This window comes from Qipengyuania psychrotolerans (assembly GCF_019711355.1).
GTDB lineage: Bacteria > Pseudomonadota > Alphaproteobacteria > Sphingomonadales > Sphingomonadaceae > Qipengyuania > Qipengyuania psychrotolerans.
Window position 1 is genome coordinate 1,441,691 of the sequence record NZ_CP081297.1, and the last position, 22,544, is coordinate 1,464,234.

General features: G+C 58.3%; 23 protein-coding genes and 1 pseudogene. 16 read left to right on the plus strand and 8 right to left on the minus strand.

Features of this window, described 5'->3' with window-relative positions:
- Positions 1-40 precede the first annotated feature (40 nt).
- The 4 genes from K3166_RS07060 to dapA form a co-directional block, all read right to left on the minus strand.
- Positions 41-2,524 carry a response regulator gene (locus K3166_RS07060; protein WP_221421599.1) on the minus strand — a complete coding sequence of 828 codons (2,484 nt, stop codon included), beginning with the start codon at positions 2,522-2,524 and terminating at the stop codon, positions 41-43.
- The gene (locus K3166_RS07065; protein ID WP_221421600.1) at positions 2,521-3,105 is read right to left on the minus strand and encodes a DUF2062 domain-containing protein; all 585 of its coding nucleotides are present in this window, start codon (positions 3,103-3,105) and stop codon (positions 2,521-2,523) included. The genes K3166_RS07060 and K3166_RS07065 overlap by 4 nt, the downstream gene beginning before the upstream one ends.
- A 124-nt stretch (positions 3,106-3,229) precedes the next feature.
- Positions 3,230-3,712 (minus strand): SsrA-binding protein SmpB, encoded by a 483-nt coding sequence (gene smpB, locus K3166_RS07070; RefSeq protein ID WP_221421601.1) that lies wholly within the window; start codon positions 3,710-3,712, stop codon positions 3,230-3,232.
- Between the two features lie 167 nt (positions 3,713-3,879).
- Positions 3,880-4,761, minus strand: a complete 882-nt coding sequence (gene dapA, locus K3166_RS07075) for a 4-hydroxy-tetrahydrodipicolinate synthase (protein ID WP_221421602.1) — start codon at positions 4,759-4,761, stop codon at positions 3,880-3,882.
- A 105-nt stretch (positions 4,762-4,866) separates the two neighbouring features.
- Between dapA and K3166_RS07080 the strand changes: the two genes are divergently transcribed.
- From K3166_RS07080 to K3166_RS07090, 3 genes are read left to right on the plus strand one after another with little or no spacing between them, the layout of a single operon-like run.
- Positions 4,867-6,807, plus strand: a complete 1,941-nt coding sequence (locus tag K3166_RS07080; RefSeq protein WP_247714562.1) for a lytic transglycosylase domain-containing protein — start codon at positions 4,867-4,869, stop codon at positions 6,805-6,807.
- Positions 6,808-6,830: 23 nt separating this feature from the next.
- The gene (locus tag K3166_RS07085; RefSeq protein WP_221421603.1) at positions 6,831-7,310 is read left to right on the plus strand and encodes a GreA/GreB family elongation factor; all 480 of its coding nucleotides are present in this window, start codon (positions 6,831-6,833) and stop codon (positions 7,308-7,310) included.
- Positions 7,303-7,788, plus strand: coding sequence for a hypothetical protein (locus K3166_RS07090; RefSeq protein WP_221421604.1), 486 nt, complete (start codon positions 7,303-7,305; stop codon positions 7,786-7,788). Before K3166_RS07085 ends, K3166_RS07090 begins: the two co-directional genes overlap by 8 nt.
- A gap of 55 nt (positions 7,789-7,843) precedes the next feature.
- Here K3166_RS07090 and K3166_RS07095 read toward each other — a convergent pair whose 3' ends face one another.
- Positions 7,844-8,512 carry an outer membrane protein gene (locus K3166_RS07095; RefSeq protein WP_221421605.1) on the minus strand — a complete coding sequence of 223 codons (669 nt, stop codon included), beginning with the start codon at positions 8,510-8,512 and terminating at the stop codon, positions 7,844-7,846.
- Between the two features lie 278 nt (positions 8,513-8,790).
- Between K3166_RS07095 and rlmN the strand changes: the two genes are divergently transcribed.
- From rlmN to K3166_RS07130, 7 genes are all read left to right on the plus strand, one after another.
- Entirely contained in the window at positions 8,791-10,032 is a 1,242-nt protein-coding gene (rlmN, locus tag K3166_RS07100; protein ID WP_221421606.1) for a dual-specificity RNA methyltransferase RlmN, read from the plus strand.
- A 108-nt stretch (positions 10,033-10,140) separates the two neighbouring features.
- Positions 10,141-10,734 carry a class I SAM-dependent methyltransferase gene (locus K3166_RS07105; RefSeq protein ID WP_247714563.1) on the plus strand — a complete coding sequence of 198 codons (594 nt, stop codon included), beginning with the start codon at positions 10,141-10,143 and terminating at the stop codon, positions 10,732-10,734.
- On the plus strand, positions 10,734-11,381 hold the full coding sequence (locus tag K3166_RS07110) for an MOSC domain-containing protein (RefSeq protein WP_221421607.1): 648 nt from the start codon (positions 10,734-10,736) through the stop codon (positions 11,379-11,381). Before K3166_RS07105 ends, K3166_RS07110 begins: the two co-directional genes overlap by 1 nt.
- A gap of 120 nt (positions 11,382-11,501) precedes the next feature.
- The gene (locus K3166_RS07115; RefSeq protein WP_221421608.1) at positions 11,502-11,891 is read left to right on the plus strand and encodes a glycine zipper 2TM domain-containing protein; all 390 of its coding nucleotides are present in this window, start codon (positions 11,502-11,504) and stop codon (positions 11,889-11,891) included.
- A gap of 152 nt (positions 11,892-12,043) precedes the next feature.
- The gene (locus K3166_RS07120; protein ID WP_221421609.1) at positions 12,044-12,811 is read left to right on the plus strand and encodes an SDR family oxidoreductase; all 768 of its coding nucleotides are present in this window, start codon (positions 12,044-12,046) and stop codon (positions 12,809-12,811) included.
- The gene (locus tag K3166_RS07125) at positions 12,808-13,479 is read left to right on the plus strand and encodes a cytochrome b/b6 domain-containing protein (RefSeq protein ID WP_221421610.1); all 672 of its coding nucleotides are present in this window, start codon (positions 12,808-12,810) and stop codon (positions 13,477-13,479) included. Before K3166_RS07120 ends, K3166_RS07125 begins: the two co-directional genes overlap by 4 nt.
- A complete protein-coding gene (locus K3166_RS07130) occupies positions 13,466-14,209 on the plus strand; it encodes a molybdopterin-binding protein (protein ID WP_221421611.1) in 744 nt (247 codons plus the stop codon). The genes K3166_RS07125 and K3166_RS07130 overlap by 14 nt, the downstream gene beginning before the upstream one ends.
- On the opposite strand, the gene K3166_RS07135 is transcribed toward K3166_RS07130, so the two are convergent.
- Positions 14,210-14,647 (minus strand): DUF1801 domain-containing protein, encoded by a 438-nt coding sequence (locus K3166_RS07135; RefSeq protein WP_221421612.1) that lies wholly within the window; start codon positions 14,645-14,647, stop codon positions 14,210-14,212.
- Positions 14,648-14,749: 102 nt separating this feature from the next.
- Between K3166_RS07135 and K3166_RS07140 the strand changes: the two genes are divergently transcribed.
- From K3166_RS07140 to K3166_RS07150, 3 genes are all read left to right on the plus strand, one after another.
- Complete coding sequence (locus K3166_RS07140) at positions 14,750-15,997, plus strand: SAM-dependent methyltransferase (RefSeq protein ID WP_221421613.1); 1,248 nt, start codon at positions 14,750-14,752, stop codon at positions 15,995-15,997.
- A gap of 158 nt (positions 15,998-16,155) precedes the next feature.
- A complete protein-coding gene (locus K3166_RS07145) occupies positions 16,156-17,370 on the plus strand; it encodes an argininosuccinate synthase (protein ID WP_221421614.1) in 1,215 nt (404 codons plus the stop codon).
- An 835-nt stretch (positions 17,371-18,205) separates the two neighbouring features.
- Entirely contained in the window at positions 18,206-18,718 is a 513-nt protein-coding gene (locus K3166_RS07150; RefSeq protein WP_221421615.1) for a septal ring lytic transglycosylase RlpA family protein, read from the plus strand.
- On the opposite strand, the gene K3166_RS07155 is transcribed toward K3166_RS07150, so the two are convergent.
- Both K3166_RS07155 and K3166_RS07160 read right to left on the minus strand, forming a co-directional pair.
- Positions 18,642-19,631, minus strand: coding sequence for a hypothetical protein (locus K3166_RS07155; protein ID WP_221421616.1), 990 nt, complete (start codon positions 19,629-19,631; stop codon positions 18,642-18,644). The genes K3166_RS07150 and K3166_RS07155 overlap by 77 nt on opposite strands.
- A complete protein-coding gene (locus K3166_RS07160; RefSeq protein ID WP_221421617.1) occupies positions 19,628-19,819 on the minus strand; it encodes a hypothetical protein in 192 nt (63 codons plus the stop codon). The genes K3166_RS07155 and K3166_RS07160 overlap by 4 nt, the downstream gene beginning before the upstream one ends.
- Before the next feature lie 167 nt (positions 19,820-19,986).
- On the opposite strand from K3166_RS07160, the pseudogene K3166_RS07165 reads away from it, so the two are divergent.
- From K3166_RS07165 to K3166_RS07175, 3 genes and pseudogenes are all read left to right on the plus strand, one after another.
- Positions 19,987-20,194, plus strand: a pseudogene (locus tag K3166_RS07165) (hypothetical protein).
- Positions 20,195-20,611: 417 nt separating this feature from the next.
- On the plus strand, positions 20,612-21,178 hold the full coding sequence (locus tag K3166_RS07170) for an SLATT domain-containing protein (RefSeq protein ID WP_221421618.1): 567 nt from the start codon (positions 20,612-20,614) through the stop codon (positions 21,176-21,178).
- A gap of 1 nt (position 21,179) precedes the next feature.
- Positions 21,180-22,541 (plus strand): reverse transcriptase domain-containing protein, encoded by a 1,362-nt coding sequence (locus K3166_RS07175; protein ID WP_221421619.1) that lies wholly within the window; start codon positions 21,180-21,182, stop codon positions 22,539-22,541.
- The last annotated feature ends 3 nt before the right edge of the window (positions 22,542-22,544 follow it).

Consider the following 22,544-nt stretch of genomic DNA (forward strand, 5'->3'; position numbering starts at 1 on the left):
TGCAGTCCCCTATCCTGCGGCCAGACGCGACTGAAATTAACTAGGCGTCGATCTTGGCTTGCTCTCGAAGTACTTCTGATACCTTGCCGTTTATTTGCTGTACGCTGAACGGCTTGGGAATAAAGTGCATGTTGTCGATATCAATGTCGTTGCGCAACTGCTCTTCAGCGTATCCCGACATGAAAAGTATCGGAATTTTCGGTTTCACCCTGCGGATCGCGCGGGCCATTGCCGGACCGTCCATTGCCGGCATGACAACATCGGACACGATGAGGTCGAACTCGGTGTCGCCATTGGCGATGGCCGCCAGACCTTCCTCGCCGTCACTTGCCGTCGTGACCTGATAGCCTGCGCGCGTCAGCGCGCGTTCGGCGACAGCACGGACCATGTCTTCGTCTTCGACCAGAAGCAAATTGCCGCCGCCGGACCATTCGCTGGCCTTGGTGTCCTCCGCTTCGTCGGGGCGAGTATCCACCGGCATTTCGCCTTTGTGGACCGGCAGGTAAACCGTAAACCGCGCTCCGGCCGGGCGCCCGTCTCCAGCGCTGATGTTGTCGGCGAAAATAAACCCGTTCGACTGTTTGACGATGCCGTAAACCGTCGAGAGACCAAGTCCAGTGCCCTTGCCCTGCTCTTTCGTGGTGAAGAACGGTTCGAAAATCTTGTTGAGATGTTCGCCCGGGATACCGCCGCCGGTGTCCTGAACGATGAGAACGGTGTAATCGTCTGCAGGCATTATATCGATGCCCATCTTGCGCACATCACGCGCAGAGACCCGGCGGGTCGCCAAGGTCAGGCGCCCTTTCCAGTTTTCCTTGCCCGAATTCGACGCATGGGCCTGCATTGCATCACGGGCGTTTACAGCGAGGTTGATGATAACCTGCTCGAGCTGCTGCGGGTCTGCGCGCACAGGACCCAATTCGCGGTCATGCCTGACAACGAATTCAATCTTGTCGCCCATCAGGCGTTTGAGCAATTGGCTGACTTCGCTGACGACATCGGGCAATTGCAGCACAACGGGACGCAGCGTCTGCTGACGGCTAAACGCCAGCAATTGACGCGTCAGACTGGCTGCGCGATTGGAATTGGCCCTGATCTGCTGGATATCGTCATAGTCGCTATCGCCTGGCGTGTGGCGCAGCAGCATGAGGTCGCAGTAGCCGATGATCGCGGTCAGCACGTTGTTGAAATCATGCGCAACACCGCCGGCCAACTGACCGACCGCCTGCATCTTGGTCGCTTGAGCAACCTGGCGGCGTAGGCGCTTTTCCTCTGTCGAATCCGAAATCGAAAGCAGTACCGCTGCGTCACCGAGACCGCGGACACCGGCAAGGCCGATCGAAACCGGCTCTTCCTTGTTGCCGGAAAGGCGCACGGCCATGTCGCTGCTGGACGCGGCACCTTTGGCGAACCTGCGAACCGTATCGGAGATGGCGGGCTTGTCCTCGCGCACAACCAGATCGGAAGGGAATTGCGGCATGCCCTGATCCTCGCGCTCGACTGCGCGAAGGAACGCCTTGTTGGCAAACAGGAAACGGCCATCGCGATCGGTGAGCGCAAGCCCCAGGGGCAGCGCGGAAAGCAATGCCTCGAGCTGGGGAATGGCTGTCTTACCGCTGCCCTGCCAGCCGCCGCCAATTCCAACGCCGCTATCGACCAGCAACATCAATGATGGGGTCTGGTCCGCCGGCTTCACGCCCGCGCCGTGCGGCTGGTCGAGCGGGATGTGAACCAATGTCTGAGGAGTGCCCTGCTGCCCTTCCCGCGCGTAAAAAATACGGTCGCGGTCATCCGAGCGGAGCAGTTGGACGAATTCCTGACCTTCCAGTGACCCATTCGCGGTCCCAGTCGCACGCTCCGACAGGCCCGGCGTTGCTGACTGAACGATACCGTCCGGTGCCACCAGTGCCAGTTCAATGCCCGCGTTGGACAGAATAGCGCCGAACGGGCCCGCAACCCGATCTGCAAGACCATCATGCCCACTCTCACTAATCCGCTCGCCGAAACGCCAGACCAGAAAGTCCTCTCCGCGGCCCACCCGTTCGATGCTGAGCGTAAAGTGTCGGTCCTCATTCTTGGAAATAAGGTCCTCGCATTCCGAAAAACCTTCGCGCCAGGCTTGCCTGGCAGCATCTGCGAGCCGTTTTCTCAAGCTTTCGCCAAGCTCGATTTCATGCGGTGCGCCTTTGACGTCGAACCACTCTTCATAGGTCGAGTTAGCGCAAACCAGCCGGTTGGCGCGGTCGATGATCGCTACCGCGCGGCGGCGGTTTTCGATTGCGGCGGCAGTAACGGCCCAATCAGGCTGGGTAAGCTCTTCCGCTTCTTCTGGCGACTTCAGGCGAGCAGCGAGGAGGAGAGTGAGGATAACCGTCAGCAGTGCGCCGCCGTATGCAATAGCGACGAGCGAACTTCCTGCCACGAGCCAGACCAGACCGACCGAAACGAACAGCGCCAGGGCGATCCCGAGGAGCAATGGGATCGGTGGCAGGCCGGGGCCATCGCCCGCAGTGCTTACGCTCATTGACCGTGCTCCCTCAGCCGTTCGGCCAATCGCTGTTCCATCTGGGCCAGACGTTTACGGCGGCGGCGGGCAACGATGTAACGCCAGCTGAAGCTCGCCGCGAGATACCCGACCCCCGCGCTCACGAGCGCGATCACCAAAAAACCGAAAGCGGTCACCCCGCCCACCTCAAGCCAGAGCGCCAGCGCGCCGCCATCTTCGGCGAATGATCCGGCACCAGCACCTAGGGTCGCATCGATGTTGAGTGTCAATTTACCAACCTTGTTGGCCACGATGAGCCAGAAAGGAAGGGTGAACGGATTGGTCACGAACGTCACCAATGCCGAGAGCGGAACATTAGCCCGTGCTGGAAGGGCAAGAAAGGCGGCCAGGAATATCTGTCCGATCGGCACGATAAACGCTGCGAACAGCCCCAGCGCAACTCCGCGGGGCACGCTCCTGCGCGTAAACCGCCAGAGCTCGGGTGTGAGGAAGCGATGGGCTATGGGTTTGAGATATTTGTTGCGCGCCATCTGGTCACGCGTGGGCATGTATTTGCGGATCGTGTCCGCCAGCCAAGTTTTGGACCTGAACCCGCTCATTGCCATATCCTTGCAATGGGACGAGCCACTGCAGGGTGCAAGGCACCCGATCCAGATATCTGCGATGAAAAAGCCATGACGGTCGACAGAGTTAGCACGATTTTGTTGCGGGTTGCTGAAAAGCTCAACCGCGATCCCGCATCACGCGCGCTTTGTCGCGCTTCCAGTCACGCTCCTTGGTTGCCTGCCGTTTGTCATGTGCTTGCTTGCCCTTCGCCAGCGCAAGTTCGACTTTCGCACGCCCAGTCGAATTGAAATAGACCGACAGGGGCACCAGCGTCATGCCCTTGCGCTCTACCGCGCCGAACAGTTTGTTGATCTCCCGCTCGTGCAACAGGAGCTTGCGAGGCCGGCGGGGTTCGTGATTGCTGCGGTTGCCATGCGAATATTCGGGGATGTTCGCATTGATCAGCCAGACCTGACCATCACGCACTTCGGCATAGCTTTCCTTGATCGAAGCTTCGCCGGCACGCAGCGATTTCACTTCTGTGCCGTGCAATGCAAGCCCTGCCTCGTACGTTTCCTCCACGTGATAGTCGAACCGTACACGCCGGTTCTCGGCGACGGTTTTCTGCTTGTCGAAGGTTGCTGGTTTGGGACGGGCCATATCTTGGCGCCATGTAGGGGCGACGAGCTAAAAGGCCAAGTCCCTCTTACCCAAAGTACCAGCGCCAACTGACAAAGGAGGATCATTGTCTTCGTCACAGTTCTGTTGGGGCTGAATGCCGAGCCGAGAAACACAATCCGCCTGATTAGACCGCTTCGCCCAAGATCCTAGGTAAGCCCGGCGATTTCTAGCGCTTCGTCCACTGCGCGGCGGCTGGCTTCACTGGCATTGCACAGCGGCAACCGGACACCTTCGGGGAACCAGTCGTGCACACGGCTCAGTGCGTATTTGACCGGCGCCGGGCTCGCATCTGAGAACATGGCATAATGAAGCGGGAACAGGCGGTCGTTAATCTCGCGCGCTTTCACCAGGTCGTTTGCCGCAATCGCATCATGGAACTCTGCGCATAGCGCCGGCGCGACATTGGCAGTGACGGAAATACAGCCAGAACCGCCCGCAGCAGAGTGCGGCAGCCAGAGCTCGTCATTTCCCGAAAGCTGACAGAAATCCTTGTCGAGGCCCATTCGGTGGTCTGCAACGCGCGACAAATCCCCGCTCGCATCCTTGATCGCTACGATCCGGTCGGGATACTTGCGCACCAGCTCCACCACCGTCTCATCCTCGATGTCCGTCACAGTCCGGCTCGGCACGTTATACAGCACGATGGGCAGGTCACTGTTTTCGGCGAGGAAGCTGAAATGGGCGATCAAACCCGCCTGGCTGGGCCGGTTGTAGTATGGAGCAACGCACAGGCCTGCCGCTGCTCCGGCCTTCTTTGAGAAGTGCATGTGCATCAAGGCGTTGCGGGTGTCGTTTGAACCGCACCCGGCAATCACGGGCACCCTGCCCGCTGCCTGTTCGATACATACCTCGACCACGCGGTGGTGCTCTGCATTGGAGAGCGTTGAGGCCTCGCCAGTAGTCCCGCAGGGCACGAGGCCTCTGCTCCCATTTTCGATTTGCCAGTCGACAAGTTGCCGAAACGCCGATTCGTCGAACGACCCGTCGCGAAAAGGAGTCGCCAGAGCCGGAATTGAGCCAGAGAACATTTACGCGAGTCCTGCGTTAGAGGTATGAAAATGGGACGCTTTGTAGCGTACCGCGCAGTATTCCATTCAGCGCCTGATAATGAGGGGCCGGCCATTATGTCCAGCATGGGCAGTAAAACTATCACTTCGTTCGTATTTTTCGCCGGCACCGCGCTGGCAACCCCGGCCTTGGCTCAAACGATCGAGGTGCCCCAGCGCACGACGGTCGCTCAGCAGCCCGGCCCTATGGCGGCGACGTTGTCGCAGTGGGAATATCTGACCAAGGAAGACGACCTGTCTTTCTCGCAATACGCCGGTTTCCTGACCAAATATCCCGAATTCCCGAAATCCACCCTGATACAGTACCGCGCGGAAGCGGCACTCGACAGGGAACCCGTTTCGCCGCAAGCTTTGGTGTCTTTCTTCGAGAAAAATCCGCCGCTCAGCAATGCAGCGAAAGCGCGTTATGCCCTCGCCCTGGCCGCGATGAGCCGGCCCGAGGCGTTCGACTTTGCCCGCGAAGCATGGCGCGGCGGTGAGATGAGCGGTCCCGCAGAAGCTTATATGCAAGGTCTGTTCGGTCAGCGGCTTTCCCCGGAAGACCATGACGCGCGAATGGACGCACTTCTTTGGCAAGGTGCGCAGGAAGCTGCCGCACGCCAGATCGTCCGCGTCTCACCCGCGTACCGCGAAACTGCCCAGGCGCGTCTCGCGCTGCTTCAGGGTTCTGACCCTGCCAGCATCGGGTTGCCCGTTCCCGCAGGCGCGATGAATGACAGCGGTTATGTCTATAATCTGGCACGCTATTACCGCAGCAATGGACGCCTGCCGCAGGCGATCAGCCTCCTTTCTACACGTGCCCCTGCTGCAAGCCCCGCTTTTGACGGTGCGGACTTCGTCACCGAGGCTCTGCGCGTGGCGCAAGGCGCCAGCTCCTCGCAAGCGGTAGCTATCGCCGGGAAGGTGGACGACCTGTTCGCGCCGGGCACGGACATTTCCGAAGGCTCTTTCCAGCTGCGCGACAAGTATACAGACTTGATGTGGCTAGGCGGGACAAAGGCGCTGTGGTCACTGGGCGATGGTGCCAAGGCCGCCCCGCTGTTCTATCGTTACGGCGCTGCAGCAAAGACGCAGCTGACGCGGGCGAAAGGCTTTTACTGGGCCGGACGCGCAGCAGCCAAGGCTGGCAACCGCGAAGATGCGCAGCGTTACTGGGAAATGGCAGCGGCGCATCCCGAATATTATTACGGCCAGCTCGCCTACAGCGAGCTAGGCAGGCCGTTGAAAGGTTTCGCGAAATCCGTCGCCATTGAACCGACGCCTGGACAACGCGCCGAATTCAACGCCCAGCCGCTTACCGCGGCCCTGCGTGAAATGGCCCGCAATCGCCGCGCCTGGCAAACCGAGCGTGCATTTTTCGAAGCTATCGCAGAAAACGCCGAGAGCCCGGCAGATATGGCACTGGTCGCCGAACTGGCACGCGAAACCGGCTTGGAAGAAATGGCCGTGGTCGCCGGAATGGTCGCGGGCGAACGCGACTTCACCGATTTCGAATGGCTTGGTTTCCCGACCGTACCCACGCACTCGGGGGCGAACTGGACAATGGTCCACGCAATTGCCCGTCAGGAAAGCGAATTCGACCGGACCCGCGTCAGCCACGCCGGTGCGCGGGGAATGATGCAGCTGATGCCGGGTACAGCCCGTGAAGAAGCAGGTAAGCTTGGCATAACGTATATGTCGGCCAACCTTACCGGCAGCCCGAGCTACAATATCCGCTTGGGGGATGCGCATTTTGCCAGATTGATGGACCGCTACAATGGCGCATATCCTCTGGCGATTGCAGCCTATAACGCAGGGCCTGGCCGCGTGAATCAGTGGCTTCGCCTCAACGGCGATCCGCGTACGGGCGCAGTCGATTATGTTAGCTGGATCGAGCAGATCCCCGCGAACTTCGAGACTCGCTACTATGTGATGCGTGTAATCGGGAACGCTGTGACTTATGCCAATTTGCATCCCGACAAATCGGCCAGCTACGAGCGCGATATCCGCCATTACTTGGGCCGCTGAAATCGTCTAGGGCTCGCTCCTAGATGCAGCACAAGACCAATCCCATAACGCCGTCCGGCTATGCCGCGCTCAAGGCGCGCTACGACCATTTGCTCGGCAAGGAACGGCCCGCAATTGTCGAGATCGTGAGCTGGGCGGCCGGCAACGGGGACCGCAGCGAGAATGGCGACTATATCTATGGCCGCAAGAAGATGCGCGAGATCGACCGTGAACTCGCGCATCTGGCGCGCCGGATGAAAAGCGCACAAGTGATCCAGCCAGCTGAGCAGCCCGATAAGGGTCGCGCCTTTTTCGGAGCGCGGGTCACCCTTGCCGATGAAGATGACAACGAAAAGATCGTGACGCTTGTGGGCGATGACGAGCAGGACGCGAAGGTGGGCCGGATCGGTTGGTCCAGCCCGATGGCCCGTGCGCTCAGGGGGGCATCGGTCGGGGATCTGCGCGCGGTCAAGCTACCCTCCGGAGACAAGGAATGGGAAGTGATGGCGATCGATTATGCGTAAGTCCGCCATCTTTTTCGCCGCAGCATTTCTGGCCTCGCCCCTCGGCGCGAAAGACAGTCTTGGCGTCTTTTCCCAGTGGGGGGCCTTTCGCGACGCGGACGTTCCCCGTTGCTATGCCATTTCGACCGCGCAGCCTGACCGAAACGGGAAGGCTTCGGCGGGTTATGTCAGCGTCGGTAACTGGCCTAGGCAGTCGATACGCGGCCAGATTCATTTCAGGCTGTCGCAAGAAACGCCATCAAAACAAGTCAGGGTCCGCATCGGCCGGCAAACGTTCTCTCTGGAGGTCAGCGGAAGAAACGCCTGGGCGAAAGACCGGAAAACGGACGCCGCGATTATTGCTGCCTTGCGTTCTGCCGATACGATGTCGCTCGGCATGCGCGACAAGCGCGGGAAGAGAATCTCCGACAGCTACGCTCTGGAAGGAGCAGCGACAGCAATCGACGCCGCAACGGTGGCATGCTCGAGGCTGAAATAAAAAAGGCCGGACGCGATCAACTCGCGCCCGGCCAATTTTTCAGCTTCAGGTTATTTTAGAAGCGGTAACCGAAGCCGACCATGACCTGGTGACGGTCGGTATCGATCTCACCGATTTCCACGTCCGTACGATCGTTTTCGAAATCCAGCTCAGCACTGCTGTAGTTGGAATAGCGGTACTCGACCTTGGCGAAGGTGTTCGTGTCCAGCGCATATTCGACGCCGGCGCCAACGCGGAAGCCATCGGTGTCAATCTTCGCACGATATTCTTCACCATCGAACGAGCCGTTCAAATTGTAACGTGCGTTCGTGTAGCCGCCCTTGGCATAGACCAGGAGGTCAGGAGCTGCGAGCACGCCGACACGGGCACCGACATAAAGATCGCGACCAGCATTCACGTCGCCCAGTCCGAAGAGCTCGGGATCGGCCTGATCATAGTCCACATCGGCGCTGGAGTCGGTGTATTCACCTTCCAGGCCAAGGACGATGCCGCCAGCGTTGATGTCGTAACCTACACCGATGCCGTAGTTGATACCTTCAATCGACTGATCGTTATCGTCGTTTGTGTCGTCATCGATGGAACTACCTGCCTTGCTGACGTCATAGCCAACAATGGCTTCAACACGCGGGCCAGTGAAGGCTCCATCCGTGGCATCCTGTGCCATTGCTGGGGCAGAAAGGGCTGCGACCGAAGTTGCAGTAAGAATTGCGACCGTAGTTTTCATTTTGTTTCTCCGTATTCAAACGCTGCCAAAAGGCGGCGTGGACCCATCAAACGGCTATCAGTGCGAAGTGGTTTCATTAACCTCACACAACATGATTATGTTGCGTGAAAGTCACAATCTTGCGGCAAGACGAAAGATAGGTGCGGCTAACTACGGTCCAATTCAGGCTGCACAGAATTGCGGTGAATGGTGGGAACGCGAAAACTGTCACGCGGTTTTGGGCGCCTCTGCGATGCATCTGGCCAAATGCTCACGCCGCGCCTATATGCGCGGCTCCCATGGCCGATACGACACTCATGAGCATTCCCGGGCAGATTGACCCGGTTCCCGTCGCGCGTGACATCACGCCGCGTCCAGATGGACGCGTGGATGTTCTCGGCGTGTCCAGAGCGCGCATTTGCGAATTGTTCGAAGAAGCCGGCCTCGAGCCCAAGCAGGCGAAGCTTCGTGCAAAGCAAGTCTATCACTGGCTTTACCACCGCGGTGTCACTGACTTCGAGGCGATGACCGACATTGCGAAAACGATGCGTCCATGGCTGCGCGAGCGGTTCGTCATCGGCCGCCCGGAAGTTGTCGAAGCGCAGCATTCCAATGACGGTACGCGCAAATGGCTGCTGAAGACCGCTGACGGCCATGAATACGAGATGGTTTTCATCCCCGATGCGGACCGCGGCACACTTTGTGTTTCCAGCCAGGTGGGTTGCACCCTCAATTGCCGCTTCTGTCACACTGGCACCATGCGGCTTGTGCGCAACCTCACGCCGGGCGAGATTGTCGGCCAGGTCATGCTGGCCCGTGATGCGCTGGGCGAATGGCCCAAGGGCAAGATGGATTTTGCGGAAGACGCCGACGGAACCGAATACCGCGCAGATGGCCGTCTGCTCACGAATATCGTGATGATGGGCATGGGCGAACCTCTTTATAATTTCGATAATGTCAGAGACGCCCTGAAGCTGGTCATGGACGGCGAAGGGCTTGCCCTGTCGAAGCGGCGCATCACGCTCTCCACGAGCGGTGTGGTTCCGCAGATGGAAAAGTGCGGCAAGGAGATCGGTGTAAACCTCGCCGTTTCACTCCATGCCGTGACCAAGGAAGTCCGCGACGAAATCGTCCCGATCAATAAGAAATACGGGATTGAAGAATTGCTGCAGGCCTGCGCCGACTATCACGGTGCCAGCAATGCGCGGCGGATTACCTTCGAATACGTCATGCTGAAGGACAAGAACGACAGCGACGATGACGCGCGCGAACTGGTCCGCTTGATCAAGCATTATGATCTTCCGGCGAAGGTGAACCTGATCCCGTTCAATCCGTGGCCGGGCGCGCCTTACGAATGCTCCAAACCGGAACGCATTCGGTCTTTCTCCAACATAGTTTTCGAAAACGGCATCTCCGCGCCGATCCGTACTCCGCGAGGCCGTGATATTGATGCGGCATGCGGCCAGCTAAAGACCGCTGCCGAAAAGAAGAGCCGCGCCCAGCTGGACCGGGAAGCGGCGGAGATTGACGCCGACGCTTGATCGAGATCGCATCTCCACTAGTCTTCCGGCGAGTGGAGACATTGCGATGCGTATCAGGACATTGATCGGAATTGATGGCGTGTCGGTTATGATGCTGGCCGCGGCCTGATGGGCGATCCAGCTACCATTGCGTTCTACGAGGCGAATGCGCCGCGATACACATTAAGCCTTAGTCAGGCACCGAGCCGCCATCTCGATGACTTTCTCGACCGTCTGGACCCAGGCGCTCACATCCTGGAACTGGGCTGCGGAGCCGGGCGCGATTCTGCTCGTATGGCGGAGCGAGGCTTCTCAGTCGACACCACGGACGGCACTCCTGCGATGGTTGCCAAAGCCCGCGAACGTTTCGATCTGCCAGCACGCCTGTTGCAATTTCACGAGCTCGACGCGCTCGCAGAATTCGACGCGATCTGGGCACATGCTTGCCTGATCCATGTCGCGAGAAACGATTTTCCCGGCGTGATTGGCAGAATCCATCGCGCTTTGAAGCCTGATGGCTGGCACTATGCGAACTTCAAGCTTGGAGACGACGAAGGCCGGGATCCGCTTGGCCGCCTACATAATTTTCCAGACGAAAAGTGGCTGGAAGCCTCCTATAGCGACGCCGGTTTCGCCATTATCGAAGCGGAACGATACCGCGGCGAAGGTGCCGACGGGGTGGTGCGCGACTGGCACGCGCTAACTTTGCGAAAGCAAGATTGATGAATGCTCAGGTCACGGCGATTTGCATAGGACAGCCCAAGCCGTTCAACGGTGCCGAACTTAGCGCGATCGGCAAGCGTCCGGTGACCGGCCCGGTCATAATCCGCACCTTTGGTATCGAAGGCGATATGGTCGCAGACACCAAGCATCATGGCGGTGCGGACATGGCTGTCCACCAATATCCCGTCGATCACTACAAGGGTTGGCACGAATGGCTCGGCGGGCACGAATTGCTTTCCGGTCCTGCCGCATTTGGCGAAAACCTGATGGTTCTCGGAATGACAGAGGACGCTGTCCACATCGGCGACCGGTTCAGGTTCGGCGGTGCATTGCTGGAGATCAGTCAGCCGCGCCAACCGTGCTGGAAGATAGAACACCGCTTCGGCCGGAAAGGCATGGTCAAACGCATCATCGGCCAGCACAATTGCGGTTGGTACTACCGCGTTCTGGAAGAAGGCGAAGCGGCGCCCGGCGACATACTCTTGCGCGAGGAAATCGGCCACTGCTCTTGGACTGTCGCAAGGCTGTTTGCAGCCCTGTACGATCCGGCCCACGGCGCGAATCGCGAAGGATTTGAAGAGATTGCCGGTCTCGATAGGCTCTGCCAAAATTGGCGCGGCAAAGCTCTCATGAAGCTCGAAACCTAGCATCTCATCGCACTCAGTGCGTCGGTTTATCGCTAATTTCGAGTTAACGGCGTTCGTTCAGCCGCCGTTGTAATCTGCGCCGCAATCTGCGGATCGACATTACCGAATGGGGACGCAGAAATGAAAAAATTATCACTCGCAATTGCCGCTGGCACGCTTGCCGTGACCGGTATCGGAACATCGGCTCCCGCCGCCGCTGACCCGCCCAGCTGGGCTCCGGCTCATGGGAAGCGCGCCAAGGACCGCGCCCGCGTTTATGATGATCGGGGTTACTACGCTGAACCGCGCCGGATCACTCGCAACAGCTACATGTGGCGCGGCCGTGACGGGAATTATTACTGCAAACGCGACAATGGCACGACCGGTTTGGTGATCGGTGCAGGTGTCGGCGCACTTGCAGGTCATGAACTTGCAGGTCGCGGCGATCGCACGCTCGGAGCAATCCTGGGCGGCGCAATCGGCGCAGTTGTCGGCCGCGAGATTGACAGGGGCAGCCTTCGCTGCCGCTAAGTCGGTTCTCCTGATCTTATACCCGAGACGCCGCTGGCCCTTAAGGCTGGCGGCGTTTTGTGTTTCCGGGTGATTTTCCGGCAATTTGCCTTGATCAACTGGCCTTGCGTAGTCCAGACCTCCCCCATGAAAATGCCTTGGCCCCACCGGCGATGAGCCGCCCAGCCGTCCTCGTTACAGGAGGCTCCCAGCGAATAGGCGCTGCAATCAGCAGGGCATTTTCCGAAGCTGGATGGCATGTGATCATTCACTACCACCGCTCGAAGGAAGCGGCGGAAGATCTCGCCGAGAGCATGCCTTACGCAGACGCTGTCCAATGCGACCTGAGCGAGGGTGACGACGCAGTTGCGATGGCAACAGCCCTCGCGGCGCATCATCCCGACTGGCGAGCGCTTGTGAACAGTGCGTCGATTTTCAAACCCGACGATGTAACCGCTCTGGATGCCGAGACGAACAGGCAAGCGATGCAGATCAACGCCCGCGCCCCTACCCGCCTCGCACAGGCATTTCTCGCGCAAGCGCGTTCCAGCAAGGGCCGCCGCGTGATCCAGGTAACCGACCAGAAGCTGGCCAATCCGAACCCCGATTTCTTCAGCTATACGATGAGCAAGCATGCTCTTGCCGCGACCATACCGATGCTCGCCATGGGTGCAGCAGGACCGGATGACCGCATTTACGGCCTGGCACCGGGAGCCATCCTGCCCAGTCATGACCAATCGGCCGATGAGGCGGAAATCTCGCACCGCATGAACCTGCTTGGCCGCAGAACGCATGTCGAGGAAGTAGCAGATGCAGCAGTTTTTCTTGCAGAAGGCCGGCTCGCCACGGGCCAGACCTTGTTCGTCGACAGCGGACAGCACCTGCTCCGGCAAGATCGGGACGTGATCTATCTGGCGCGTCAGCAAATGGAAGCCTCATGAAACGGCATTCCCTGAGCACGCGGGCTTGGCATTGGCTCAACCTGCTTTGCATCGTGGTCCTGTTCATGTCGGGTCTGACGATATCGAACGCGCACCGTCTGCTCTATTGGGGCGACTGGGGATTTTCGCGCGCTCATGCCTGGCTGGAGGTGCCCCGCTTTCCCGACTGGATGACCATCCCGGGTTATTATAGTCTGGCCGTTGCCCGCGACTGGCACATCTTGATGGCCTGGCCATTTGCCATCGGCTTGTTGCTGATGTGGGTCGCCATGCTCGTGAACCGGCATTTCAAGCGCGATATTGCAACCAGCAGGAAGGAATGGCGCTGGTCGAACATACGCACGGATATCGTTAAGCATCTGAAGCTGAATTTCGATCATACAGGTGGGAAATACAATTTCCTCCAGAAGCTTGCCTATGGGCTGGTGCTGGGCATATTCCTGCCGATGATGGTGTTCACCGGAATGGCGATCAGTCCCGGTATCGAGCCAGTGCTTGGCTGGATGGTCGATTTAATGGGCGGAAGGCAATCGGCACGTAGCCTGCATTTCATCTTTGCATTCGCTATCTTCGGTTTCTTCGTCGTCCACCTGGCGTTGGTCATCCTTGCGGGTCCGATCCACCAGATCCGCGACATGATAACAGGAGGGCGCCATGATCAAGCGTAGGGGCTTCCTCGCCGTGATCGCTGCAGGATTTGTGGCCGGCTGCAACAAGGTCGCCGAAAGCGACACTGGTTCGAAATTGCTCGGCGCTGCTGAGAAGTGGCATAAAAGCGCGCACGGGTTGTTGCAGGATCGCAAAGCGCTGGCGCCGGAATTTCCGCGCAGTGCGATCTCCCCATTCTTTCGCGGCAACGGATCGACCGATCCGAAGAATGGAGACTACCCGGCACAGGCAGCCGCCCGGTTTGCGGATTGGAGGCTTGAGGTTCGCGGACTGGTCGAAAACCCGCTTAGCCTCTCGCTCGACAACATCCGCCGATTGCCACAACGCACCCAGATCACCCGCCACGACTGCGTAGAGGGTTGGAGCGCAATTGGTGAATGGACCGGCCCGCAGCTTTCCTTGCTGCTGGACGCAGCCAAGTTGAGGCCAGAGGCAAAGTTCATCGTATTCCGCTGTGCCGACAATCTGAATGGGCAGGATTATTATGAGAGCGTCGATCTGATCGACGCCTATCATCCGCAAACCATTATCGCTCATCTGCTGAACGGAGATCCTCTTCCGATCCGCAACGGGGCGCCGCTGCGAATGCGGATCGAACGGCAATTAGGCTATAAACATGCCAAGTATCTCACGGCTATCGAAGCTGTGGCCAGTCTTGACGACATCGGCACAGGCGAAGGCGGCTATTGGGAAGATCGCGCTGGCTACCAGTGGTACGCCGGAATCTGATCACTCGGGATAATTGCGCGCCATTGCTTCCCAATCGTTGCGCAGCAATTGTTCGAGAACGTCCATGTCGACGTCGGCGAGCCTGTTTATATAGAGGCAGCTCTTGCCGGTCTTGTATTTGCCAAGCTGTGCAAGCAATTCATCGCGCCGCTCTCCCGCCAGCTCGTCGCAATAGCCGCCCATCAGATACAGCGAGTGCTTGGCTTTGCGCGGACTGAACCCGCTGCGCATCCAATGAACATCCCGGCCGCTTGCGTAAGTCGTTCGGTAAGCGCCGTAGCCGATAATGGCAGGCCCCCACATCTGCGGCTTCTCGCCGGTTACCTTGCGAAACAGGTCGTCGAGAACTTGCGCTTCCTCGCGCTTCCGCTCGGGCTCTACGGCGCTGATGAAATCTGCCGGATCGCGGTCTGTGACCTGTGTTTTTGCTTCTGCCATGAAAGGCACCCTACCAATTCGGCAACGCACGGAAAAGGGACAGCCACCCTACCCTAGAATATCTCTTAACATTCAAGAGACGATGCAATAGTCACTGGCTCTATGAGCAAGCGCCTTGTGATCCGCTTTCTTTCCCATGTAGTGAAATCCGGAACTTTACGGGTTGGATTTGCTGACGGCTCGACAGAAGCGCTTGGCAAGCAGGTCGATGGATATCCCGACATCGCGATACGGTTCACCGACACCAAGGTGCCGCGCGATATCATGCTCGATCCGCGCCTCGGAGCGGCAGAAGCTTTCATGGACGGGCGGCTGCTCATCGAGAGCGGCGATGTCATGGGCCTTGTGGAGCTTTTGCGGCGCAATCAGCCCTGGGACAAGGGGGGCGAACTGAGGGGGCCGAGCGCGCTGAAACGGCTGAAGAACTCGGTCGGGTTTGCGCGCGAATCCATCAACAACCGCATTGGTGCCAAGCGCAATGTCTCTCACCACTACGACATCGGGAATGAATTTTACCAACTGATGCTCGATAGCGAGCACATGCAGTATAGCTGCGCCTATTGGGGTGACGGCGTAGATACGCTGGCCGAGGCCCAAGAAGCTAAACTTGCCCATATCGCTGCAAAGCTTGCGATTACGCCCGGCAACAAAGTTCTCGACATCGGCTGCGGCTGGGGCGGGATGGCGATTTATCTGGCGCAGAAATACGAAATCGATGTGCTGGGCATTACCTTGTCCGAAGAGCAACTGGCGCTGGCAAGAACGCGTGCCGACAAAGCCGGCGTCGCCGACAGGGTTACTTTCAAACTCGTCGATTACCGCGATCTGGCTGCTCGCGGTCAGGTGTTTGACCGCATTGTATCGGTGGGGATGTTCGAACATGTCGGACGCCCTCAGTTTGAAGATTTCTTCAAGGCATGCACCGCGCTTCTCCATGAGGACGGCGTGATCCTGTTGCACACGATCGGACGGTTCGGATCTCCCGGCACAACCGATGCATTCACGCGCAAGTACATCTTTCCTGGTGGTTACATTCCGGCCCTGTCCGAAACCGTTCGGGCCAGTGAGAAATACCGGCTGATCGCGTCTGACATCGAAACGCTCAGGCTCCACTACGCCAAGACCCTGCGCGCATGGTATCGCGAATGCGAAGCCAACAGGGATGCGATCATCGCGATGTATGATGAGCGGTTCTACCGGATGTGGATGTTCTACCTGTCCGGTGCGACAGCCGCCTTCGAATGGGGCGGCATGGGCAATTACCAGATCCAGTTTACGCGAAATCGGCGCGCCTTGCCGCTGACCAGAGGATATATCGAAGCGGAAGAGCGAAGGCTTCTTGGCAATTAGCTTGCCCCCACATATTTCCGACTGGCCTGATCCGACAATCCGGCACCGGCAGGCGTCCTCGTCAGCCACATCCCCCTTTCCCGCAGTCTAGTGCTTCTTCATTGATGGACCGCGCGCGCCCTGCTAGCCGCGCCGCAAAGCAATCAAGGTGCTCTGCAATGTCCGATATCAAGCGCGTCGTCCTCGCCTATTCCGGCGGACTCGATACATCTGTGATCGCGAAATGGCTCGAGGTTGAGCGCGGTCTAGAGGTGGTGACTTTCACCGCCGATCTCGGTCAGGGCGAAGAAATCGAACCTGCTCGCGAAAAAGCGCGGGCAATGGGCATCCCCGACCAGCACATTTTCATCGAAGACCTGCGCGAGGAATTCGTGCGAGACTTCGTGTTCCCGATGATGCGCGCGAATGCCCGCTATGAGGGCGACTATCTGCTGGGGACCTCAATCGCGCGGCCGCTTATCTCCAAGCGCCTCGTGGAAATCGCGCATGAAACCGGCGCAGATGCGATCGCGCATGGTGCGACCGGCAAGGGTAATGACCAGGTTCGCTTCGAGCTGTCCGCTTACGCACTCGATCCCGATATCAAGGTGATCGCTCCGTGGCGGGAATGGAACCTTACCAGCCGTACTGCACTGATTGCTTGGGCCGAAGAACACCAGATCGCGGTACCGAAGGACAAGCGCGGTGAAAGCCCGTTCTCTACCGATGCAAACCTCCTGCACACTTCGAGTGAAGGGAAGGTTCTCGAAGACCCGTGGGAAGAAACGCCGGATTACGTTTACTCGCGCACGAACCACCCGGAAGAAGCTCCCGACACCCCTGAATATATCACGATCGAGTTCCAGAAGGGCGACGGCGTAGCACTGAACGGCGAAGCCATGAGCCCGGCTACCCTGCTCGCCGCCCTCAACGATCTTGGCAGAAAACATGGCATCGGGCGCCTCGATCTCGTTGAGAACCGGTTCGTCGGAATGAAGAGCCGCGGCATGTACGAAACGCCGGGCGGCGAAATCTATGCCCGCGCCCATCGAGGAATCGAGCAGATCACTCTGGATCGCGGGGCCGCACATCTGAAAGACGAACTAATGCCGCGCTATGCGGAACTCGTTTACAATGGCCTCTGGTTCAGTCCCGAGCGCGAAATGTTACAGGCCGCCGTAGATCTCAGCCAGGAAAAGGTCAGCGGCACCGTCCGCCTCAAACTCTACAAAGGCAATGCGATGGTAGTCGGACGCAAGTCTGCCAATTCCCTCTATTCAGAAGCGCACGTCACGTTCGAAGACGATGCCGGCGCATATGATCAGAAGGACGCGGACGGCTTCATCAAGCTAAACGCATTACGTCTGCGCCTGCTGGCGAAGCGCGACCGTTAAAAATTGCGACGACCGGTTGAGTTATCCACCCTCGTCCACAGCGAAATCCGTGGAAAGTGGATAACTCCCCTCTTGCTGGCTTGAAGAATCGGTCGATCGAGAGCAGCTTTAACTCATCGGAACGGCAAAGAAAGCTTCCGGTCTCGACGGTTTAACGACTTGAAAGACTTAGGAAATTCGGAACCGGAAAGACGTGGCAGAACCTGTCCGCGCGACTTAAGAGACCCTCGTGCCGAAGGCTCACGCCGGACGCAAGGTGGGTCGATGACGAAGACGCGTAACGTTCTGTTACGGGCCGGACCAACCCGGTCAGATGCCGAAGGAGGCGTCGCAACAAGGCCTTCGGGCCGGATGGCGATGTAACCGTTTGAGGCTCTGGCCACCAAGGGAAAGTCGGGCTGCGGAGCTGCCTGTTGAAGGCCAACTGGTGAAGGTAAGCGAACAGCTTCGGCTGCGACGCGACTGGACCGGGCTGACTGGAGGGTGGAGCCGGATGCCGGTGCGAGCGCCGGTGATAGAACCGGAAGATCATCTTCGGATGAACAGAAGGGAAAACATCGGATGCCAAGTCTGCGTCCCTTGAACTTCGGTTGAAGGAACACGGCCACGTATCGGTGAGAGTGGGGTCGGCAGCAATGCCGGCCCCATTTGCTATGCGCCTCCCGAATCGGCCCGCAACTGCCCGGCATGCGGTGATCTCTCAACCCTGCAGAACCGCCATATCCACCGATGATACACGCCCAAACGTGTCCAAATTGGGGCGGTTGACGTTCACGTTAACGACTCTCGCCGCCAACTCTCCTATATCCTCCCGAACCGAACGGGAGGTCCATTCATGGCCCAACGCGCTCTTCGCGGCGCGCTTTTTTTTGCAGCACTTGTGCTGCCCGGCACTGCCGGACACACCGAAGAGCGCGAGCTTACTCCAGTCACTGACACCCATTTCCAGGCGAGTTTCGCCGAGTATGCCCCCCTGCCCGACGCACCTTTGCCGGGCGGAGCAGTCGTGGATCTCGACACCTTCGATGCCCCGGTCGAGGTGGAGCCTGCCAGCACATCGCTCGGCAAGGGTATTGCCTCCTATTACGGCCGCCGGTTCCACGGCCGCCGCACCGCGAGTGGCGAGCGGTTCGACATGAACGCCATGACAGCTGCGCATAAGACGCTGCCCTTCGGAAGCTTGGTCGAAGTGACCAACCCTAACACCGGTAAATCGGTGACTGTCCGCATCAACGACCGCGGGCCCTATGCCCATGGCCGTACGATCGACCTCAGCCGTGCTGCGGCAGAGCAGATCGGTATCGTCCGCCGCGGTCACGGCACTGTGGATCTGGCGCTGGTCGACTGACCGCCCGCTGCGGGCATGGCCCCGCCAGCGCCGCCTCCAGCTCCTCGTCACTGGTGACGAGCCACCACTCGTCCACCCCGCCCTCGAACGCCGCCATCTGCAGCGGCTCGATCTCGGCCGCGCGTCCCTGCTGGGCAGGCTTCGCCGCCCCGCGCGGGCGGTCCTCCTCCATCGCGGCGAGCAGGCGCGAGAGCGGCGGGCGGTAGGTCCCGTTTACCCAGTGATCGGGATCGTCCATGTCCTCCTCCCATTCCGGATAAGCGGGAGGCGGCAGGCGGTGCTTCCACGACCCTTCCGGCCAGCGGTCGTACCGCGGGTCCTCGTCACTGGCGAGCCACAGCCCGTCCTCCAGGCCGTCCTCCAGCCCCTCGTCTTGCGTGTAGGAGCCATGTAGGCCCCCGCCCCCGCCAGTCCCACCGGATGGAACACATGGAACAGGGTCCTGGGGCAAATTCACCGGAGGCGGAGCATCGGGTAATGCCTCCCCGCGCCGCAGGGCATCGATCTGGTCGTCAAGCAGCGGGAGCGTGGCGGCGATATCCGCGCGCTCTTCAAGCCGGTCGAGCCGCGCCAGGTGCGCGAGCAGCAGACGGCTGTCGAACCGCTTGCGCCGCGCCACCTCCTCGCCGTGATAATAGACCGCCTCCTCCACCCCGTTCAGCGCGCGGTCCGCCAGCGTAGCTTCCGCATGCGCCCGCGCCGCCAGCAGCGCCGCATCCCACGCCCGCGCAAAGCCGGGAGCAGCGCGCCGCGCCCGATAGGCCGTCTGCGCCGAGACACTGGCCGAACGGCACGCAAGCCGGACATTGCCGAACAGCTGGAGGCTTGAAAGAAAATCCGCCTGCCGCGAGGGGGTGAGGACGGTGTGATGCTCGGCTTCGATGAAGTCGGCATGTTCGACGATGGCGTTCATACGCGATTCCCGAGCAAGACAAGCTCATTGCGCACCAGCTGCGCCAATTGCGTGCGGGTCATGCCATCGTCGGCGGCGATCCGACCTGCGTGCACATGCGCCAACCAGGCGCAAGCATGCGCCTGCAAGTGTGCCTGAGATACGCCGAGCGCCGAGTTGAGGGGGAGATGTTTGTCAGTTTCGTGCATGGTTCACCTGTGTGACTTGTGATCAGGGGAACCGGGCCATTTATACAGCGGTGGGGGTGTAGGACAGAGCGCGCATGCGGGCGGCATGCGGGTGCCGAAAATCGCGATGGCGCGTTTGGCTATGCGCGACAGGGAATTGTCCCCTCGCCCCGCAGGATCGCACACCCATGTTCACCCAGCTCAATCCGCCGCTGCCCGTCACCGTCATCGACCGTGGAAAGGGGCTGGCGCTGGCGGTGATAGACTACGGACCGGAGCGTGGACCTCATCTGGGTAACCGCACTGGACGAAAACGGCGAGATCTGGTGCGCCCCCAACCCCAAGGTGCGGATGCAGGAGAACTGGTCGATGGGGAGAGGGAAGCCGGAGGTTTAGGGCGGCTCGCTGCTGGCTGGCGAAAGCGTCCGCGCCGCTAGGCGAGGCAAGCGCGACCGCGCCCCGCCCGGCGTTTGAGGGCGCAGACAAAGAACTGCGCCGGTGCGAGAAAATGGAAAGTCCCCCCATGCTGGCCTGCGGTGGGGCGGGAGTAATGGAGTCGATGGCGCTCATGGCTCACCACTGTGGAGTTGAGTGAATTAGGTTAGTTGAATCGCGATCAGAGAGTAGGACAGGTTTGTATGGGCGGAAAATCAAACGATTGCTCTCCGCGCCTATTCGCTTTACCCACACCAATGGTGGGCGGAGCAGCTTTGGCTGTTAGCTTCTTTGAGGCTGTCCTTACAGTTGAGTTTTTCTGAGCTTTGCTGTCTTCGAAAGAGGAATTAGTGTTACATTGTATGCGCCCACCAACTTATGACTGACGTTAAACCATCAAACCGGATTTATTTAACCTACAAGGCGCGCATAAAAGCGGAGTCTCGTTACCGGTTGTATTCCATGACGGCGAATATTCTTATCATATGGTATTCATTCTTGATCATAGTTGCGTCTATCGCAGTTTCCTCAAATACTGTGGTGATATCACATTTTGAAACGGCTTTGGCAGCTTCTTCGATAGCTATTTTTGCTTCGTCAGTATTTCTCGCGACGGGTATTTTGCAAAAGCGAGCCGACGAGTATCGTGCTTGTTATCTCGAATTACAGGAAATTTGGGATTCAAGTGTTCAAGAAGAGGTCAAGCTAAAGCGATATAGCGAAGCGCGGAAGCGCTATCCAAACCATTCTTCGCGCGATGATGGAGAAGTCATCCTTTCTACTTGGCTTCGTAAAGGCGAGCTTTTTGACACGAAGGGCAAGGTTCCGGCTTCCTTCTCCTCCCTCAGTGCCGCAGTTCTGCGAAGAGCAATGTTCTGGGTGACTATGGCAGCGATTTTTTTGGGTCCAGTGTGGTATGCCCCGCGCTTCATAACGGTGCAGTGAATTGGCGACCGTTTTAACATTTGAAGATCTAATCGATTTTCCAGTCGAGCGTAGCCCGGAGCAGCATTTCGAAACAGATCATCTTCGACGCCTGTTTGTTGAAAAGATTGCGAAATCACGTGCCACAGGAAAAGACGGCATTCGGGTTGGCATTTTCGAAGACAACCTTACCGAGAATGTCGAGATTATCAGGCGTAAAGTTCTTGGTGGAAGATACGCCTTCACAGCATACAAAGAGAGGCTTTTGCTAAAAGGCGTGGGCAAAGCACCACGCCAAATATGCATCCCCACAGTCCGCGACAGGCTAGTATTGCGTGCTGTTTGCCAAATACTTCATTCAGCAATACCTCAATCTACAGGCTTTTCTCCACATGCAGTTGTGGATCGAGTTGCTACTCAACTTCGACTATGTCCTCTAAATAGTTCATTTATCCGAATTGATGTGAAGGAGTTTTTCCCAAGCATTCGCCATGATCTCCTAGCAGCGGAATTGGCGCGATTTGGTTTGGATGAAATGACCCGCGAATTATGCATGAACGCAGTTGCATGTCGCATCGGAAGCGCGGAGCAGCCTGAAAGCCGAGGTATCGCCCAAGGACTAAGTATTTCAGGAGCACTCGCCTGCATCTATCTCCTAAGGTTTGATGATCGGCAAACGCGGCGTTTCCACCAGTATTTCCGCTACGTAGACGACATACTGATGATCTCCCCAGCAGCTGAAGCGCAGGCACGGCTGAACAGTATGCGAAGAAGTTTGGGTCGACTTGGATTAGCTATTCATCCCGTCGGCACATCAGGCAAAACTGAGATTTCCGATATTGCTGATGGAGTTGATTATCTAGGTTATCATATACAGCGCGAAATAATCTCCGTGCGTGAAAGCTCATTTCGCCGCATGTTTAACAACCTACTGAAGGTCATCACTGATTACAGATATCGCGGCGACGTCGAGCGATTAATATTTCGGCTGAACCTCAAAATCACGGGTTGCATTGCCGACGCAAAGAGGCGCGGCTGGATGATGTTTTTCTCAAGAACCGAAAATTTGAAGCAGCTCGCACATCTAGATAGTTTTGTTCAAAATCAGCTAAATAGGGTCGGTTTGCCGGCGGAGCACAGGTCGAGAATTAAGCGCTTTATCAAGAGCTATCACGAGATTTGCTTCAATCTCGATCAGACGGACTATATTCCAAAATTCGATGAGTATGATTTGAACGCGAAAGCTGAAGTAGTGGCTATTTTGATGGGACGTCCACTTGAGGAAGTTCAGGCTTTTGAAGCGGACTCCATTGAACGGAATTTCAGTCGGTTGGTCGGACAGGAGGTTCACGACCTTGAAAACGATGTGGGCAATCCGTCGTAGTCC

Excerpts from the sequence above, each read along its gene's own strand:
- K3166_RS07060 (WP_221421599.1), bottom strand. The coding sequence starts at position 2,524 with ATGAGCGTAAGCACTGCGGGCGATGGCCCCGGCCTGCCACCGATCCCA.
- K3166_RS07065 (WP_221421600.1), bottom strand. The coding sequence starts at position 3,105 with ATGAGCGGGTTCAGGTCCAAAACTTGGCTGGCGGACACGATCCGCAAA.
- smpB (WP_221421601.1), bottom strand. The coding sequence starts at position 3,712 with ATGGCCCGTCCCAAACCAGCAACCTTCGACAAGCAGAAAACCGTCGCC.
- dapA (WP_221421602.1), bottom strand. The coding sequence starts at position 4,761 with ATGTTCTCTGGCTCAATTCCGGCTCTGGCGACTCCTTTTCGCGACGGG.
- K3166_RS07080 (WP_247714562.1), top strand. The coding sequence starts at position 4,867 with ATGGGCAGTAAAACTATCACTTCGTTCGTATTTTTCGCCGGCACCGCG.
- K3166_RS07085 (WP_221421603.1), top strand. The coding sequence starts at position 6,831 with ATGCAGCACAAGACCAATCCCATAACGCCGTCCGGCTATGCCGCGCTC.
- K3166_RS07090 (WP_221421604.1), top strand. The coding sequence starts at position 7,303 with ATGCGTAAGTCCGCCATCTTTTTCGCCGCAGCATTTCTGGCCTCGCCC.
- K3166_RS07095 (WP_221421605.1), bottom strand. The coding sequence starts at position 8,512 with ATGAAAACTACGGTCGCAATTCTTACTGCAACTTCGGTCGCAGCCCTT.
- rlmN (WP_221421606.1), top strand. The coding sequence starts at position 8,791 with ATGGCCGATACGACACTCATGAGCATTCCCGGGCAGATTGACCCGGTT.
- K3166_RS07105 (WP_247714563.1), top strand. The coding sequence starts at position 10,141 with ATGGGCGATCCAGCTACCATTGCGTTCTACGAGGCGAATGCGCCGCGA.
- K3166_RS07110 (WP_221421607.1), top strand. The coding sequence starts at position 10,734 with ATGAATGCTCAGGTCACGGCGATTTGCATAGGACAGCCCAAGCCGTTC.
- K3166_RS07115 (WP_221421608.1), top strand. The coding sequence starts at position 11,502 with ATGAAAAAATTATCACTCGCAATTGCCGCTGGCACGCTTGCCGTGACC.
- K3166_RS07120 (WP_221421609.1), top strand. The coding sequence starts at position 12,044 with ATGAGCCGCCCAGCCGTCCTCGTTACAGGAGGCTCCCAGCGAATAGGC.
- K3166_RS07125 (WP_221421610.1), top strand. The coding sequence starts at position 12,808 with ATGAAACGGCATTCCCTGAGCACGCGGGCTTGGCATTGGCTCAACCTG.
- K3166_RS07130 (WP_221421611.1), top strand. The coding sequence starts at position 13,466 with ATGATCAAGCGTAGGGGCTTCCTCGCCGTGATCGCTGCAGGATTTGTG.
- K3166_RS07135 (WP_221421612.1), bottom strand. The coding sequence starts at position 14,647 with ATGGCAGAAGCAAAAACACAGGTCACAGACCGCGATCCGGCAGATTTC.
- K3166_RS07140 (WP_221421613.1), top strand. The coding sequence starts at position 14,750 with ATGAGCAAGCGCCTTGTGATCCGCTTTCTTTCCCATGTAGTGAAATCC.
- K3166_RS07145 (WP_221421614.1), top strand. The coding sequence starts at position 16,156 with ATGTCCGATATCAAGCGCGTCGTCCTCGCCTATTCCGGCGGACTCGAT.
- K3166_RS07150 (WP_221421615.1), top strand. The coding sequence starts at position 18,206 with ATGGCCCAACGCGCTCTTCGCGGCGCGCTTTTTTTTGCAGCACTTGTG.
- K3166_RS07155 (WP_221421616.1), bottom strand. The coding sequence starts at position 19,631 with ATGAACGCCATCGTCGAACATGCCGACTTCATCGAAGCCGAGCATCAC.
- K3166_RS07160 (WP_221421617.1), bottom strand. The coding sequence starts at position 19,819 with ATGCACGAAACTGACAAACATCTCCCCCTCAACTCGGCGCTCGGCGTA.
- K3166_RS07170 (WP_221421618.1), top strand. The coding sequence starts at position 20,612 with ATGACTGACGTTAAACCATCAAACCGGATTTATTTAACCTACAAGGCG.